The organism is Advenella sp. FME57 (assembly GCF_014897675.1).
Classification (GTDB): domain Bacteria; phylum Pseudomonadota; class Gammaproteobacteria; order Burkholderiales; family Burkholderiaceae_B; genus Advenella.
On record NZ_JABUXU010000025.1, the window covers coordinates 24,155 to 39,472 of the forward strand.

18 protein-coding genes are annotated in these 15,318 nt (G+C 51.3%); 17 read left to right on the plus strand and 1 reads right to left on the minus strand.

Going from position 1 to position 15,318, the window contains the following annotated elements:
- The first annotated feature begins 45 nt into the window (after positions 1–45).
- Positions 46–396, plus strand: a complete 351-nt coding sequence (locus INT32_RS20470) for a hypothetical protein (protein ID WP_193090542.1) — start codon at positions 46–48, stop codon at positions 394–396.
- 188 nt (positions 397–584) lie between these two features.
- Here INT32_RS20470 and INT32_RS20475 read toward each other — a convergent pair whose 3' ends face one another.
- Positions 585–809, minus strand: coding sequence for a hypothetical protein (locus INT32_RS20475; protein ID WP_193090543.1), 225 nt, complete (start codon positions 807–809; stop codon positions 585–587).
- 181 nt (positions 810–990) lie between these two features.
- On the opposite strand from INT32_RS20475, the gene INT32_RS20480 reads away from it, so the two are divergent.
- The 16 genes from INT32_RS20480 to INT32_RS20555 all read left to right on the plus strand — a co-directional run bounded on the left by INT32_RS20480 (position 991) and on the right by INT32_RS20555 (position 15,268).
- A complete protein-coding gene (locus tag INT32_RS20480; RefSeq protein ID WP_304519143.1) occupies positions 991–1,497 on the plus strand; it encodes an HGGxSTG domain-containing protein in 507 nt (168 codons plus the stop codon).
- A gap of 16 nt (positions 1,498–1,513) precedes the next feature.
- Positions 1,514–2,767: a terminase large subunit domain-containing protein gene (locus tag INT32_RS20485; protein WP_193090545.1), complete on the plus strand. Its 1,254-nt coding sequence runs from the start codon at positions 1,514–1,516 to the stop codon at positions 2,765–2,767.
- A 1-nt stretch (position 2,768) separates the two neighbouring features.
- Positions 2,769–4,136, plus strand: a complete 1,368-nt coding sequence (locus tag INT32_RS20490; protein WP_193090546.1) for a DUF4055 domain-containing protein — start codon at positions 2,769–2,771, stop codon at positions 4,134–4,136.
- Positions 4,120–5,295 (plus strand): minor capsid protein, encoded by a 1,176-nt coding sequence (locus INT32_RS20495; protein WP_193090547.1) that lies wholly within the window; start codon positions 4,120–4,122, stop codon positions 5,293–5,295. Before INT32_RS20490 ends, INT32_RS20495 begins: the two co-directional genes overlap by 17 nt.
- A gap of 258 nt (positions 5,296–5,553) precedes the next feature.
- Complete coding sequence (locus tag INT32_RS20500) at positions 5,554–6,321, plus strand: hypothetical protein (RefSeq protein WP_193090548.1); 768 nt, start codon at positions 5,554–5,556, stop codon at positions 6,319–6,321.
- 11 nt (positions 6,322–6,332) lie between these two features.
- Complete coding sequence (locus INT32_RS20505) at positions 6,333–7,304, plus strand: major capsid protein (protein WP_193090549.1); 972 nt, start codon at positions 6,333–6,335, stop codon at positions 7,302–7,304.
- Between the two features lie 57 nt (positions 7,305–7,361).
- Positions 7,362–7,754: a hypothetical protein gene (locus tag INT32_RS20510; RefSeq protein WP_193090550.1), complete on the plus strand. Its 393-nt coding sequence runs from the start codon at positions 7,362–7,364 to the stop codon at positions 7,752–7,754.
- Positions 7,747–8,118 (plus strand): hypothetical protein, encoded by a 372-nt coding sequence (locus INT32_RS20515; RefSeq protein ID WP_193090551.1) that lies wholly within the window; start codon positions 7,747–7,749, stop codon positions 8,116–8,118. Before INT32_RS20510 ends, INT32_RS20515 begins: the two co-directional genes overlap by 8 nt.
- 1 nt (position 8,119) lies before the next feature.
- On the plus strand, positions 8,120–8,476 hold the full coding sequence (locus INT32_RS20520; RefSeq protein ID WP_193090552.1) for a glutamate 5-kinase: 357 nt from the start codon (positions 8,120–8,122) through the stop codon (positions 8,474–8,476).
- The gene (locus INT32_RS20525) at positions 8,476–8,862 is read left to right on the plus strand and encodes a hypothetical protein (protein ID WP_193090553.1); all 387 of its coding nucleotides are present in this window, start codon (positions 8,476–8,478) and stop codon (positions 8,860–8,862) included. Before INT32_RS20520 ends, INT32_RS20525 begins: the two co-directional genes overlap by 1 nt.
- Positions 8,859–9,257 carry a hypothetical protein gene (locus tag INT32_RS20530; RefSeq protein ID WP_193090554.1) on the plus strand — a complete coding sequence of 133 codons (399 nt, stop codon included), beginning with the start codon at positions 8,859–8,861 and terminating at the stop codon, positions 9,255–9,257. Before INT32_RS20525 ends, INT32_RS20530 begins: the two co-directional genes overlap by 4 nt.
- A gap of 85 nt (positions 9,258–9,342) precedes the next feature.
- The gene (locus INT32_RS20535; protein WP_193090555.1) at positions 9,343–10,263 is read left to right on the plus strand and encodes a phage tail tube protein; all 921 of its coding nucleotides are present in this window, start codon (positions 9,343–9,345) and stop codon (positions 10,261–10,263) included.
- On the plus strand, positions 10,263–10,757 hold the full coding sequence (locus INT32_RS20540; RefSeq protein WP_193090556.1) for a hypothetical protein: 495 nt from the start codon (positions 10,263–10,265) through the stop codon (positions 10,755–10,757). Before INT32_RS20535 ends, INT32_RS20540 begins: the two co-directional genes overlap by 1 nt.
- A 325-nt stretch (positions 10,758–11,082) precedes the next feature.
- Positions 11,083–14,445 (plus strand): tape measure protein, encoded by a 3,363-nt coding sequence (locus tag INT32_RS20545; RefSeq protein WP_193090557.1) that lies wholly within the window; start codon positions 11,083–11,085, stop codon positions 14,443–14,445.
- 5 nt (positions 14,446–14,450) lie between these two features.
- Positions 14,451–14,798: a hypothetical protein gene (locus INT32_RS20550; RefSeq protein ID WP_193090558.1), complete on the plus strand. Its 348-nt coding sequence runs from the start codon at positions 14,451–14,453 to the stop codon at positions 14,796–14,798.
- Entirely contained in the window at positions 14,795–15,268 is a 474-nt protein-coding gene (locus INT32_RS20555; RefSeq protein WP_193090559.1) for a DUF1833 family protein, read from the plus strand. Before INT32_RS20550 ends, INT32_RS20555 begins: the two co-directional genes overlap by 4 nt.
- Positions 15,269–15,318: the final 50 nt, after the last annotated feature.

Below are 15,318 nucleotides of genomic sequence, written 5' to 3' on the forward strand. Positions count from 1 at the left end.
GGTGCGCTTTCATTCGTGTTTGTATACTTTAAAAGTAAATGACTTATGACCTTCACTAAGGCTACATCAATTTTAATAATTTCATGTTTAACTATTCCTTCAGTAGGCATATTCAATGATGCGGGTGCTGCCGACGCCCTATATAGTGATTCCGTATTTTTAATTGAAAAATTTGGGGCTCTTGGGGTCAATTCGAATGTTTCAGGTGACGTCAACGAATTCGCAAAGAAAGCAACTAACCAGTGCATGTTGGCAGCGAATATTCCTTCGAAAGACGAGAGTTGTACAGATTATTTTAGAACTCTTTGCGAAAATACAGATATTAAAATAAAAGAAATTGCTATTTCCTGGGCGCATGAAGTAAAAGGAAAATCTTCAAAAATTATCTGTGATTAGTCAAACTTGCATAGATCTGACTAGATTCCTAGTAAATGAAAAGCTACTTGTTTGAATATTAAATCTGTATTCAAGGACTAGTCCAGACGTTGAAACGAGAGCCACCTTCGGGTGGTTTTTTTACGAGCATTGGGAGTAAATGGCGACCAAAGGCAAGGCGGCCAAAATTTCTCTTGCGCAGGAGCGTCCTACTTTTTTCGAATTAACCGGCACCCACTCTCTGGAATTAGCAGTTCATCTGGTGAAATAACATGCAGCTCAGTCCCATCCTCTAACTCGAAGGATAGTGGCATAGAGTGTGGTTGCAGCAATTCCCCAGGGCGCTGGACGAACAAAGTGTCTTCGATAATTTTTACTTTTTGTTCATTGTTTAACTCATCAATGTAAACGGCGATTTCAATTACAGGTTGCATGCTAGATCCATTTCTAGTTGTTGATACTGGCTATTCGACGTGGTATGACACCATTATGTCATGCTTTCATACAGCGAGATCCCTGTATATTTATTGAAATTTTAATTGCCACTTTTACGGAAAATTAGTTTTTATACAACTCATTTTCGGATTCAACCCCATGCAAACGAGGTAATGGCATATGGCACATTGCGGAGCCAAGACCCGCAGTGGCCAGCGTTGTCGAAATAGGGCAATGGAGAATGGCCGCTGTCGGATGCACGGCGGCAAATCGACCGGCGCGCCCATATCTAATAAGAACGCGGCGAAACCAGGCTCGATCTATAGCAAATTTTTAACCCCAGAAGAGCAACGCACATTAACGAGAATTGAACTTGGCAAGGTAGATGACGAACTTCGTCTGACGCGGATCAGACTTATGCGCGCTTTGGCTCGGGAAAATGAGTTCGGGAATCGGTACGAAGAAGATACTGAGAGACGTGAGCTAATCGAGGTGGACGGTCGTATTGTCCCCGGAATTGAGAAAGTTACTACTACCCGTAAGGTACGAGATTATTCAGCCTTGATCGATAAGCTGACAGCTCGGATCGAAAGTCTGGAGCGCACGCGAGCTGAATTGGCCAAGACAAATCCACCGGAGGATATGCCGGTAGGACGAATCGAGATTGAAATCGTAGGTGGAAAATAGGACATTACGCCTGCAGATGACTGAGCCACAGGCAAGGTTCTTTCAGCTGGATGCCAAGTTCCCTGCATTTATAGGTGGCTTTGGGTCGGGAAAGACCGAGACGTTGGCCAATTGCGCTTTGCGTGATGCTTTGGCATCGTCCGACACACTCATCGCGCTTTATGAGCCGACATATGACCTTGTACGTCTGATTCTGGCTCCCCGAATGGAGCAAAAGCTCTCCGACATGGGGATTCGGTACAAATACAACAAACAGGAAAACATCATTTACACAAGTTCACCGAACTGTGGTGATTTCGTGCTCCGGACGCTGGAGAATCCAGCTCGGATAATTGGATACGAATCCTACCGAGCCCATGTGGATGAGATCGATACCTTGAAAAAGGATCTGGCCGAGTCCGCATGGCAAAAGATAATTGCCAGGAATCGGCAAAGGCCAGCAGGGGTCGAGAATCCCTTTAATCGCGTGTCGGCGTACTCCACACCAGAAGGGTTCAGGTTCGTTTACGACCGCTGGGGCAGGAACCCTCGGCCAGGTTATGTGATGGTGCGTGCAGCTACGGCGTCAAACCCGTTTTTGCCGGACGACTATATTCAGTCCCTTCGCGAGAGCTACCCGGCGGCGCTTATTGATGCGTATTTGGAGGGCAACTTCACTAATCTGACTGCAGGTAGCGTCTATCCGGACTTTTCCCGAACAGAGAATCATATCGATGCCGTGCTTAGTGACGGCGAGCCGGTGCACATCGGAATGGACTTTAACCGCCTGAAGATGGCAGCTGTCGTATACGTGATAAGGGATGGGGACCCGATAGCGGTTGATGAGATAACAGATGGCCGCGACACTCCGGCAATGGCAGATCTCTTCAATGAGCGATACAAGAGAAAAGGCCACGCGGTCCAGGTCTATCCAGACGCATCAGGACAAAACTCAAGTAGTAAGAACGCAAGTGAGTCAGATTTGTCGATCATGCGACAGAAAGGCTTGTCCGTTCGAGTGAATAGTACTAACCCCAGCATTATTGACCGCGTAAATGCCGTAAACGCATTGATATTAAATGGTGAAGGTGTGAGGCGATTGAAGGTGAATACAGACCGTTGCCCCCATTTGACCGATGCCTTAGAGCAGCAACCCTACGACAAGAATGGGATGCCGGACAAATCAAATGGACTTGATCACATAGTCGATGCTGCTGGATATTTTTTGGCATTTCGCTATCCAATAACAAAACGCACCGCTGGAATACGAAAGATTGGAGGCCTGGCCTGACATGCCAGTAACGACAAAGCATCCCGATTATTTAGCACACGAAGCCGAATGGAAATTGATGGACGATGCCCTGGACGGCGAGAGCGCGATTAAAAAGTGTGGCACGACATATCTACCCAAACCGGCCGGCATGGCCGAGGCCGAAAAACTCGATAGTGGCAATGTACGTCTGTATAACAACTATCGGGATCGAGCGCAGTACGAACACTGGGTCAAGGATGGCGTTCGTGCCATGATGGGCCTTGTATCTCGCCTGACACCGGAGATCGTATTGCCGGCCGGTATGGAAGACATGAGGGACAACGCCACCGACGACGGATTTGGCCTTGTGGATCTGTTTCAACGGATAGTGAGACAGTCTATTGGCTATGGTAGGGTTCCGATTGTGGTGAACGTGGACGATCTTGGTAGACCCTTCGTGAGCATATATAAAGCACGTAGCGGTACCAATTGGAAGGAAGGAAACCAGGGCGGGCGCCGTGATCTTGAGCTAGCTGTTCTACTAGAGGCCAGACCAAAGGATCCAGGCGACAAGTACAGTCACGAAACGGTGACCGTCTATCGGGTGTTCGAAATGGTCGACGGCAAATGCGTGACAAGAGTACTCGATGAAAAGGACCAGGTCATCGAGGAAGAACGTACGCTGTCAGTCGCAGATAGCAATCGAAAATTCCTAAGTTATGTGCCTGTCATATTTCATGGCTCAACCAACAACAGCGCGGATGTCGATGAAGTGCCGCTGCTGAGCATGGCTCGGGCAACCCTGAAATCATACCAGTTGAGTGCGGACTACTATACGGCGCTGCACTACACCAGCCACCCGCAGCCCTGGGTATCCGGCCTAGATGAGAATACCGAGTTGAAAATGACCGGGCCGTCTGCTGCTTGGGATCTAGGCCGAGAAGGGCATTGTGGATACCTTGAGTTCCAGGGCGCCGGCATTGCAGCGGTGCGATCTGCGATGCAGGATCAGAAAAACGTTGCGCTGGAGGCCGGTGCCCGGGTCATGGATGTGTCCGGCGTCGAATCAGGCGAGGCGCGTCAAACCCGGCAGAACGATCAGCACGCGACCCTTCACAGCATTGTGAAGTCAGCTGCGGCCGCCATCGAACAAGCGCTAAGGTTTGCGGCCGAGTGGACTGGCAGAGATCCGAAGAAGGTTCAGTTTGTCGTAAAACCAGACTTCAACATCCCAGATCTGGATCCGCAGGTACTTGGGCAGCTGCAGCAGGCGGTTCTGGCAGGCGGCATCAGCTGGGATACTTACTGGCAGTACCTGACCACTGGCAAGTTGCCGGAACACAACTATGACGAAGAAGCCCTTAAGGTGGAAAATCCGGGCGGTGTGATCCATGACAAAGCGCAGTGAGCTTTCTGCTGCCCAGCGGGCGATTATCGCCGCATTAGGCCAGCACGCCGCTTATGGGTACCGGGCATCAACCGCAGTGGTGAACCAGCTCAATGAGCAAATAGACCACTTTTCCCAGGAATTGGCGGCAAAGCTTTCCGAACGACTCGATGATCTGACCCAAGCCGAGATGCAGGCTTTTACGGCCGGAAAGTACACCACCAGTAGGCTCAAGGCGCTAAAGGCAGAGATTGATGGCTGGGCAGTGGCTCTGGATCAGGCAATCCAAGCCGAATGGGCTTCCTCTTCATTGGCGCTGGCCGGGTACGAGTTCACGTACATGAAAGACCTGCTTTCCCAGGTGTTCGATGATGTGCCCAAGGTGAAGAAGACGCCTATGCAGGTACTGCAGGCGGCAATGGAGAAGCCGGTGACGGGCAAACTGGTAAAGGACATGCTGGCCAAGATAGTTCCGGACCAGAAAGAGCGGCTTTTTGCCACGTTGCGCCAAGGTATTGCTGCTGGTCAGACTACACCGGAAATCATTCGTGCGCTACGTGGCACCAAAGCGTTGAACTATAAGGACGGGATTGTCCAGGCTGCCAAATATGAGGTGGAGCGGTTCGTACGCACCTGCCGCAATCACATCGCGAATGGGGCATATGATCAGACATACGAAGCTCTGGGTGTGTCACACGTTGTGCGTGTCGCCAGCCTGGAGGGCCGTACCTGCAAGGCGTGCGCCGCCCTTGATGGGAACGTGTATAAGACCGACGAGCCAAAGCCGCCTGCAACATTACACCCCAATTGCCGCTGCCAGTACGCCCCGAGCTTTGACGGCAAGATTATCGGAAACCGCCCGTATATGCGCGCGCTAAAGGTCAGTAAACGCGATGGCTCCATACGATTTCGCGCCTTGAAAGACATGACGGCCAAACAACGTCAGGACGCCGGGCTCAAAGTTGGGCAGGTTAACGCCAATACATCCTATAGCAAGTGGTTTGCCAACCAGGACGCTGCATTTCAGAAGGAATGGCTGGGCCCGAAAAGATACAAGCTCTATACCGAGGGTCAATACACGCTCGGTCGCTTTATTGATCCAAAAACCGGGTATCAATATAATCTGGATGAACTGCGTCAGAGGGACGTTGAGACTTTCAGACAGATTTTTGGTGAGTAAGCACGAATCCTGCGACCACTGGTTTTTAAAGTGGTGGACACTTCGAATAGTTGAACAATACACGCTTGTGGAAGCCCCACAGGCGTGGCTTTTCATGCAAATTAGTATCAAACTACAGAAATACATTCCATAACCCAGCCATTGCGCTGGGTTTTTCGTTTTCAGGCTCATCGTCAGGCGGTGGGCTTTTTTTGTGCCTCGAGGAGGCGATGCCATTGCCCGCAAGGCGGGCACCAACTTTCCCAAGGGGATAAATACATGTTTGACGATCTTGATCTGGCCGAACTGGGCCTTGAAATTCCTGAAGATAAAGTCGCGGGCCTCAAAGAGGTACTGACGAGTAAAGCCCAGGAGGTCATTGACCAGGCAGTTGCGGGGTTAAAAGCAAAGAACACCCAGTTAATGGGTACCGTGAAGTCCACGAAAAGCGAGCTGGACCGACTCAAGTCCCAATTTGAAGGCCTTGATATTGATTCAGTTAAAGCGCTGCTCACTAAAGCTGCTACTGACGAAGAGACCCGGCTACTGGCCGAAGGCAAGATTGATGAGGTTCTGAATGCCCGCACGGAACGCATGCGCACGAGTTTTGAAAGAAATCTCAGTGCTGAAAAAGAGCGAGCCGATAGGGCTGAGGCTTTCGCCAACCGGTTCCGGGACAAGGTCCTGGCCGATTGCATTCGAACCGCTGCGCAAAAGGTCGGTGCGTTACCTGAGGCCTTTGAAGACATCGTCCTACGCGCGCGGGGCACGTTCACTCTAACCGAAGAGGGCGAGGCGGTTGCTGTAGACAAAGATGGCCAGTCCATTTTAGGCAGCGACGGGAAAACGCCCCTTTCACCGCTTGAATGGGCTGAAAGCTTGCGCGAGATCGCACCACACCTGTGGCCAAAGGCGACGGGCGCCGGCGAGACCGGTGATCGCGGCACTAAGGGTGCTGTGAAAAAACGCAGTGAAATGAATGCGAGCGAGAAAGCTGCATTCGTTAAGGAAAACGGGCAAGACGCCTATTTGAAATTACCTAAATAAGGAATGGTCATATGACTACCACTGTAAATAGCGACATGATTATCTACAATCAGCTCGCTCAAACTGCTTACCTGGAGCGCATCCAGGACAATCTGACCGTCTTCAATGGCGCATCCAATGGTGCCATTATCTATGAAAGCAACGCCATCGAAGGCGACCTGAGCAAAAAGGCGTTTTACAAGGTTGGCGGCGAGATCGAGCATCGCGACGTCAATTCAACTTCCAAAGTACAGCCGAAAAAGATCGGCGCCGGTGAATCTGTGGGTGTGAAAGTGCCGTACAAGTACGGGCCTTATGCTTCTACTGAGGAAGCATTCAAGCGTCGCGCGCGCACGCCAGAAGAATTTGCCATGATCGTCGGTCAGGATCTGGCCGATGCGTTAATGGTTGGTCGTCTTAAATATGCTTTGGCTGCGCTTGGGGCGGCCATTGGTGGCAATAAAGACATGGTTGCTGCCGGCAGTATCAAAGATGACGGGCGTAAAGCCCTGACTCGAGGTATGCGTAAATTCGGTGACAAATTTGGCCGTATCGCCCTGTGGGTCATGAATTCGGACACCTATTTCGACATTGTTGATGAGGCGCTAACGCAGCAGATTTATGGCGAATCTGAAATCGTCGTGTACGGCGGCATGCCCGGCACTCTGGGTAAACCCGTGCTGGTGTCAGACCAGGTGCCAACGGATAATGCCTTTGGCCTGCAGCCTGGTGCAGTTCGGGTGCTCGAATCACAAGCACCAGGATTTCGGGCGTACGACATCAACGACGAAGAGAACCTGGCAATTGGAATTCGCTCAGAAGGCACTTTTAACCTGGAAGTACTGGGTTATAGCTGGGTTGAGTCGTCAGGCGGAATCAACCCAAACCTCTCTGCAATTGCAGCCTCGGCCAATTGGAGCAAACACGTCAATAGCAACAAAATGACCGCTGGCGTTCTACTGGATCTGGGTGGTGCCGCTCCTGGATCAAGCGCTGGAGGCTAAACCTAAGTAACAAAGGTGCGGCGGTACGCTCACGAAGCCGTCGCACAGGAGAGCTAGATGAAACGACTACTTTATACAACTCGTAGTTCGATTGCGTTATCTCAGTTTGTCGGGGCCGTGGGAGTGCGAAATCCTGAGTACTACAGCAAACCCGAGTCAGACGTCCAAGAGGTGGGTATCGAGGGTGATTACCCTCAGATTGCCGATGACTATGAGCGTTTGGGTGTGAAGGTCATTATGGCGACGGAGCGTGTGGCCGAAGAGCTGCCCAGTCAAGATGAGAGGAAGGAAGTCGCTCCGGCGCAATCGAATGCCGATGAGCGCAAATTGTTGATTGCGACGTTAAAGACCAAAGGCATCAAATATGCCAGGAACGCCTCCACTGATCAGTTGCGGGCTTTGGCCCAGACTTCCTCAACTGGTTTACAGGAAGATCCTGCTAATGCTTGAGTACATTACTGTTGCGGACGTAGATACCGCTTTGGGCTCAAACTGGGCAGCAAGGGACAAAAAAGAGCGCGCAGTTCTGCTTGCCAATGTGTGGCTCACAAACAAGTCACTGCCTGAATGCGACCCTATCCCACAGGAGTGGAAACAGGCTGGAGCGGAAATTGCCAAGGAAGCGGCGTCCGGGAAAATCTATGGAACGACCGAAACTGGGGTATTGAGTAAATCCGTGAGGGCGGACACTGTTTCTTCGAGCAAGACGTTTTCATCGAACCACAGGATTACGAGTGCTGGCGAATCTCTCGCCTTGGCATTGCTGAAACCTTGGCTTGGCACGGGTGGGATATTTATGCTGAAAAGGATCTGATATGGGGCTACGCGACGAAATTACTGCAGACATTGCCGAGGCGTTTGACGAAGATCTAGGGGATGCAGTGACGAATTTCACTGGGACTCGCATAGTGCAGACTGGGGAACTGGACCCGATAAGCCAGGAAGTGCCGACCGAGACCATTACCTATACAGGTCGTGGCATTTTCGGCAGCTATGATGAAACCGTCGTTGATGGTCTTCAAATACTGCGGACCGACACCAAGATCACGGCGCTGCAAATTGAAGTGACGGACACCCCAAAGATCGATGATCGGATCAACGGGCTGACGGTCATAAATGTTGGTAAGGATCCTGCCGGCGTGACGTGGACGATTCAGGCGAGGGCTTCATAATGGCTGGCTGGTCCCAAAAACCCACTGCTTTTATCAAAGTGGTAAAGGAAGATCTGATCGATAAACGAAAGGAGATTACCAGCGACGTACTGCAGGCCGTCATCTCCGGTTCACCAGTGGATACAGGCACCTATAAAGGCAACCACAGGGTATCGCTTGATGGAGAAGACTTAGGGTATGACCTCGAGGAAAACGATAAAGGTGGCGAAGAAACCATGCGAAAAGGGCTGACGGTCATTGGGCGAATTGACACGCCATTCGGGGAGTCGATTGTCCAAAACAACCTTCCGTATGCTAAACCGCTCGAAGATGGTCACTCTATGCAGGCCACCCAGGGTGTCTATGGTCCAGGCTTTGCTGCAGTTAAAGAGAAATACTGCAAATGACGTTTGAACACATTCGGGCTGTGATTCTGGGCCGCATGAAGTCGTTTGACGGGATCGAGCAAGCCAGGATTGATTATCAGTTGCCTACTAGACGATTTGCTCCGCCGTCAGAGGGAATATGGTGCCGACTGAATATCCGATACGGGCCTTCCTTCATGGCTGGTATGGCCGATACCCCGTATACGCGTAAGGTTGGGCTGATCGTTTTCCAGTGTTTTGATAAAGCATTTGTCGAAACCGTAGGTCTGGTCCGATTGACCGATAAGATCGAACGGCACTTCGGCTACTGGATGCAGGGGGATCTGGAAACGCTGGAAACGTCGGTAGCAGACGTTGGCGTGGATCCGGCCGGCTTCTATCAGAAAAACGTCAATGTCCGGTTTCGAGCTGGATAAATAGTTAGTTCTATCTTGGGCCGTCTTTAGGGACGGCTTTTTTATTGCCCCATCGATGGGGCTTTTTCATTTGCAAGGACGAATCATGTCTTCAGGTGCACATATTGTCACGCATTTTATCAAGGAGTCCACACCAGGCGTTACGCCAGCTGCCCCCGAGGAGGGGGATTGGAAAACTGCCCGGCTGACGGGCAATACACTGACACCAACCCCCAGCACTCAAGTTTCAGACGAAGTTACGACAAAACGACTGAGCCAAGGGGCAGCGGTTACAGGGCTGACCATTGCAGGTCAACTGAATGCTGAGTTTTCCTTTGGCACGTTCGATGATTGGCTCGCAGCATTGTTTTATGGTGATTGGACTGACAATGTACTGTCCATTGGCTCAACTCGCCATACCTTCTCTGTACAGAAGGGGTATACGGACGTGAATACGTATCATCTGTTTAAAGGTGTGCACGCGGCAACCGGTGCCATCGAGATCCCGGAAGAAGGGAAAATAACGCTTACCATTGGATGCCAGGCACTGGATTACGAGGACGCCGAAATCAGCTATGTCAAAACCCCAGCAGAACCGACTGTAACTCCATTCATGTCCAGTCTTTCAGTTGGCAATATCCTGGTCGATGATGTTTCTTTGGTGGGGCAGGCTTGCGTTTCGGCCTTAACCATTAACATCGACAATTCGGTGCAGCTGCAGAGGTGCTTGGGATCTGGCAAAAAAGGTCCCGGCGCCATTATTGCAACCGAAGCTGCAATTACCGGCAGTATAACGCTGGCGTGGTCTAAAAAAGCTTGGGAAATCTGGAAAAGTCAGTTCACACGAAAAGCCGCCGGTGTTGTTTTCCCGATATCCGATAGTCTGCAAAACAGATACACCTTTAACTTTCCGTCTTTGGAGTTTGACGGCGAATTGCCAAATGGAGGCAAACGGGATCTGGTCAAAGCGCAACTGAACTGGTCAGTAGCCAAGGTATCGCCAACTATCACCCGGGAGGCAGCATAATGGCATTGCGAGTTTCACAGGCCGATCCGATTGCAACTAGTGAACGCTGGGAGGACTATGACCACGAGACCTCATTCAAGCTGGCAGGACTGGATAACGAAGAGTATCAGCTGGGTTTGGAGCGTGCGCGCCGGCTGGTTGCCAAACAAGATGCAGGTCAGACGCTGAAGAATTTGACGATCTCTGAGAACGATCAGCGTGAGTATCAGACTCAGTGCAAGTTGGTGGGGGCTTACATTATCAGGGATTGGAAGGGCGAGATTTACGACGAAAATGATAAGTTGATGCCTTATACGCCAGAGAATGCGCAAAAACTTTTATTGGTGAATGTTGCCCTCTTTGCGTGGATTATCTTGAAGGCGAAGGAAGTTCAGATCGCGCAACAGGCCGAGGAAGCTGAAACTGTGGGAAAGTCATCGCGCGCTTTGAGTGGGAACGTGAATGGCAGGGCCGCACGCAAAAGCAAGCGCTCATCTACAAAAGTCTCAACTTAGACATCCCTGAAGAACCGGAAAATGACGCAATCACGCGGCACATCATTGAGATGTTTCAGCTTGCCAACCGTGCCCGCAAGTATGTCGTTGGGGTAAGTGGAGCAGTTGCAATGCCACTGTCAGTTGACGATATCAACACCGTGGTCGCCGCCTATCATTCGCCACTACCACGTCGTGAGCTTGACGCATGCATTTTCGCTCTAGATAAGGAGTGGATAGCAAATTTGGAATGATTGGATCGCTCCCAATAACCTTTGTCCCATTCGATTGTTAATTTTGTTCAAAAGCCGCTCCGGTTCTGGGGCGGCTTTTTTATGGGTGACTGATGTCCAACGAATCCCGTCTCTCGATCGTCATTGAAAGCCGGAACGCCAAGCAACAGGCTGCGGATCTGGTCAAAGCGCTAGAAGTTCTCGATAGTGCAGGTGTCCGGGTAACTTCTACGACAAACAAAGCTGGAAAATCCGCTCAGGAAGCTGGAAATAGCTTCAGCAAGGCAGGCAAGGACGCAAAATCAGGATCCACTGGTGTTGATAGTCTCAATAAGAGTATTGAGCGGACGGACAAGGCAGCCGCCACCGCCGCTGCCTCAATGCGCCGTATGTTCCTCGGGGCATTGGTCGGCTTTTCGACAATGGGCCTCATCGACGCAGCCGATGAATGGGGCCAATACGCTTCCCGGGTAAAAAACGCCACGAAATCCGCTGAAGAATACGAACACGTCCAAAAACGAATGATGGCTTCGGCCAAGGATACATTCAGGCATATCAATGAGACCAGGGAGTCCTTCATTCAGATGTCGCCTGTCTTGCGGGAAATGGGCATGTCGTTGGACCAGAGCATTGATGCTATCGACACATTCTCCGGTCTGCTGGTGGTGAACGCCGCTAGCGCCGAAGCTGGCAAAAACGCTATGAACGCTTTGGCCAAATCGTTCCAGAAGGGGAAAATCGATGCTGATGCCTGGATGTCGATCTATTCGACTGTCGATTCCATTGTAGACATAATCGCAGAAAGCAGTGGCATGGCCAGCGACGAGATCCGCAGGCTCGGAGCAGAAGGAAAACTGTCTGTAGAGGTGCTGGCAAAAGCGCTTCTAGATGGCAACGCAAAGATTATGGCGCAATCACGCGCTATGCCGACGACAGTGCGCGATTCGTTGACATTCATTTCCAGCGCATTCGGCGAGTGGATTGGAAAGACGAACGAAGCCAGCGGTGCCACTGCCGTACTGGTCGATGGTTTGAACTTGGTTGGCGAGAACATAGACGTGGTTGCCAATGTCCTGATGGGCGCTGCAGTTACTGCTATATCTATGTATACGCTGCGCCAGGGGCTTGCCATCAAATCCACGGTCCAGGCTATGTTGGCTACCCGACAAAAGGCCGCTGCCGACCTGCAGGCGGCCAAAGCTCAGGTTGCCTTGACTACGGCAACACTGAATCAGGCACGCGCAAACGCTACCCTCGGAGGTTCAACGCGCGCCGTTACTCGGGCTCAAAAGGCACACACAGCCGCTTTAGCGGGGCTTTCGGCTGCTCGGACGGCAGCATCAACGGCAGGCCGCGCCATGTTGGGTGCGATGGGCGGTATCCCTGGAATCGCTATTTCGCTGGGCATGGCCGCAGCTTCATTCCTGTCATTTGGAGATGCTTCAGCGAAGGCCAAAGACGAGACGGTAGAAAGTATCGCGTCGATGAATCTGTCCATTGACGAGTTGATCGAGCGGTTCAAGGATCTCAGCAAAGCGCAGCAGGACATGCTGGTGCTCAAATACAAAGACAAGGTCATCGAAGATAACGAGAAGATTAAAAGCTCTTTGAACGATCTGCTGACTACATTCACGGCCGTTGCTGCTGGGGCGGGAGGTGCAGAACAATTCGTCGCGATTAGCGAAGCAAGCAAGGCTCTGGATGAATTGGCCAAGAACGCCACGCTGTCGAATAATGAACGGTATGAGGCTGGTAAGCGGATAATCGAGTCCCTGCAGGAGGAAGCGGGCCTGACCCGGAAGCAGGCAGACAACATCGCAGATCAATGGGCGAAAACAAACGGCCTGGTTGATAGTCTGAAAGAACACCAGAAGATGGTGGATGCAATGGGGGCGTCGGCACGAGAGACGGCTAAAGCCATGTCCGGGCTCGATACGGCAATCCAGGCGGCGACTGGCGCTTCCGGTAAGGAATGGGACAGGTTCATCGGTTCTCTTACCGAGGCCCGTGATACGGTCGGCATGACAGCCCGGCAACTGGCCGAATACAAAGCGGCAGCGATGGGGGCGACTTCAGAGCAGCAAAAGCTCGCTGGCTCCATAGCAGCCCAGGAGGATGCCGTAAACGATCTAAAAAAAGCCATCGAAGACGGTGACAAGAAAGCTCAGGAAGGGTCGCGGAAGCGAATCGATGCACTTGTGCAGGAACAGGGGCAACTGATATATAACATGACCTTTGCACGCTCATATTTGGAGCTGCTGTCATTGGGTATAGCGGCTACTTCCGCGATTCAAGGCGCCCAGACTGAAGCGAACATGGCCGCGCTCAAGGAAATGGACGCGATTCAGGCTCGGCTTAAGGCGGCTGTTGGAAATGTTAAGACCAATACAGAACCGAAGATTAAAAAAACAAAATCTGGAAGTGGGCCTAAATCGGATCCTGCCGGCGACTACATCAAACAGCTGAACGAGCAAATTGCACTGCTTGGCAAGGAGACTGAGTACGAGAAAGCACTGACACAGATCCAGCTGGGCAAGTACGGAAAGGTTACCGAGGCTCAGAAATCGGATATTTTGGCAAAGGCCAAAACCCTTGATCTGCTTAAAAAGACACAGGAAGAAAACGACAAATACAAGAAATTCATTGATGAAATCACGGGCGCCGACAAACTCAGTGATCATCTTGAAAAGATCAAGTTTCTTACCCGGGCCTGGGACGAAGGCACGATCAATGTTGAGGAATATAACCGGCGCCTCAATGGAATCAATGAGGACTTTGGCTCGACGACCGGCGCGATGTCGGAATTTGCCAAGCAGGCAAGTGCAAATATTCAGGATTCGCTAGGCGATACGCTGAAAAAGCTTCTGAAGGGCGATTTTGACGATATTGCGTCTGCCTGGGGAGACATGATTCTCGATATGGTTGCTCAGGCGGCAGCGGCTAATTTGAACGAAGCGCTGTTCGGCTCAAACGGTACATCAGGTCTCATCGGTACTGCGATAGGTTCCTTATTTGGCGGTGGAGCCACTACTGTCGGAGGGGCTGCTGGCATGCCAATTTATGGGGGAGACTTCGGCTTCGGTGCTATTCACCTTTTTGAAGGTGGCCGCGTTAGAGGCCCCGGCAGCAGCACGAGCGATTCAATCCCTGCGCGTCTCTCCGATGGTGAATATGTCGTCAACGCTCAGGCAGTACGACAACCAGGTGTCCTGGACCTGCTAGAGGCGCTTAATGCGGGCAAGGCAGTCATTCGGCGAGCAGCGGGCGGTGTGGTTGGACAGCCTACAGCGACGACAATGCCACAGTCATTTATGGCGGCGCCACAGATCAACATTATCAATAATTCCAGCCAGCCCTTACAGGGGCAGGCCAGCGCAAGGTTCGACGGAGAGCAGATGATTATCGACGTGGTGCTCAGTAACTTGCAGCGAAACGGCGAAATAGCACAGTCCATTAAGAATCTACAAACGGCATAAGTAGTATGGCCCAATTACCTGAATTCGTGAAATTCCTAGCTGATAACTACAGTGAGCCGCTAGATTACAAGGTCCAGCGTTCAGAAATGGACTCAGGCCTTGGAAAGCAACGCCCTGGACGCAGCAAGCCCGTCCGTACCCGAAAAGGTACCCTCACCATCGGCAGCCCGCAGAACAAGGAACTGTTCGAAGAGTGGTTAAAAGACAATGGCGGGGGAACACGCTATTTTGATTTTCATGACCCGCTGACTGGCGTCACAAAGAAATGCCGGTTCGTGAACAAAATTTGGGATTTTCAGTGGCGCTACAACACTTGGTGGGAAGTGGCATGTGAATTGGAGTCGATCGGATGACATTGCGATTTTCAGAGCACGGTACATGCAATGCAAATGCGGTCAATGCGGACGAGGATTTTATTACACTTCTTGAGTTTTACAAGGCAGGTCAGCCAGCTCGCGCGTACGTTTGCGACGATGTGGAGAACTTCACGGGCTTTGGGCACGAATGGATAGCTTGTCCGTTTGAGATCACTTTGCCTGACGATGTGGACCAGCAAGTGCCAATCGGAAATCTGGCGGTCAATAACGTTCCAGGCGAAGAGGTGGATGACGGTTACGGCAACAAGCGGCGCTTTAGCCAATGGCTAGAGCAAATCGACGGGGGCCGGGACATGAAAGTTATCGTTCGGCAGACCTTGCGCAGTGAACCTTTCATTGAATTTGAAATGGAACTGGATCTTTCAAATGTTGCGGTTAATCAGAATCGAGTGACGGCGCAGATCTCCTACTCAAATAATGCTCGTAACAATCATGCGGTCGTGTAACTATCCCCTAAAATAATACAGCTGAAGCGTAGAATTTTTCTTACACTAAG

Excerpts from the sequence above, each read along its gene's own strand:
- INT32_RS20470 (WP_193090542.1), top strand. The coding sequence starts at position 46 with ATGACCTTCACTAAGGCTACATCAATTTTAATAATTTCATGTTTAACT.
- INT32_RS20475 (WP_193090543.1), bottom strand. The coding sequence starts at position 809 with ATGCAACCTGTAATTGAAATCGCCGTTTACATTGATGAGTTAAACAAT.
- INT32_RS20480 (WP_304519143.1), top strand. The coding sequence starts at position 991 with ATGGCACATTGCGGAGCCAAGACCCGCAGTGGCCAGCGTTGTCGAAAT.
- INT32_RS20485 (WP_193090545.1), top strand. The coding sequence starts at position 1,514 with ATGACTGAGCCACAGGCAAGGTTCTTTCAGCTGGATGCCAAGTTCCCT.
- INT32_RS20490 (WP_193090546.1), top strand. The coding sequence starts at position 2,769 with ATGCCAGTAACGACAAAGCATCCCGATTATTTAGCACACGAAGCCGAA.
- INT32_RS20495 (WP_193090547.1), top strand. The coding sequence starts at position 4,120 with ATGACAAAGCGCAGTGAGCTTTCTGCTGCCCAGCGGGCGATTATCGCC.
- INT32_RS20500 (WP_193090548.1), top strand. The coding sequence starts at position 5,554 with ATGTTTGACGATCTTGATCTGGCCGAACTGGGCCTTGAAATTCCTGAA.
- INT32_RS20505 (WP_193090549.1), top strand. The coding sequence starts at position 6,333 with ATGACTACCACTGTAAATAGCGACATGATTATCTACAATCAGCTCGCT.
- INT32_RS20510 (WP_193090550.1), top strand. The coding sequence starts at position 7,362 with ATGAAACGACTACTTTATACAACTCGTAGTTCGATTGCGTTATCTCAG.
- INT32_RS20515 (WP_193090551.1), top strand. The coding sequence starts at position 7,747 with ATGCTTGAGTACATTACTGTTGCGGACGTAGATACCGCTTTGGGCTCA.
- INT32_RS20520 (WP_193090552.1), top strand. The coding sequence starts at position 8,120 with ATGGGGCTACGCGACGAAATTACTGCAGACATTGCCGAGGCGTTTGAC.
- INT32_RS20525 (WP_193090553.1), top strand. The coding sequence starts at position 8,476 with ATGGCTGGCTGGTCCCAAAAACCCACTGCTTTTATCAAAGTGGTAAAG.
- INT32_RS20530 (WP_193090554.1), top strand. The coding sequence starts at position 8,859 with ATGACGTTTGAACACATTCGGGCTGTGATTCTGGGCCGCATGAAGTCG.
- INT32_RS20535 (WP_193090555.1), top strand. The coding sequence starts at position 9,343 with ATGTCTTCAGGTGCACATATTGTCACGCATTTTATCAAGGAGTCCACA.
- INT32_RS20540 (WP_193090556.1), top strand. The coding sequence starts at position 10,263 with ATGGCATTGCGAGTTTCACAGGCCGATCCGATTGCAACTAGTGAACGC.
- INT32_RS20545 (WP_193090557.1), top strand. The coding sequence starts at position 11,083 with ATGTCCAACGAATCCCGTCTCTCGATCGTCATTGAAAGCCGGAACGCC.
- INT32_RS20550 (WP_193090558.1), top strand. The coding sequence starts at position 14,451 with ATGGCCCAATTACCTGAATTCGTGAAATTCCTAGCTGATAACTACAGT.
- INT32_RS20555 (WP_193090559.1), top strand. The coding sequence starts at position 14,795 with ATGACATTGCGATTTTCAGAGCACGGTACATGCAATGCAAATGCGGTC.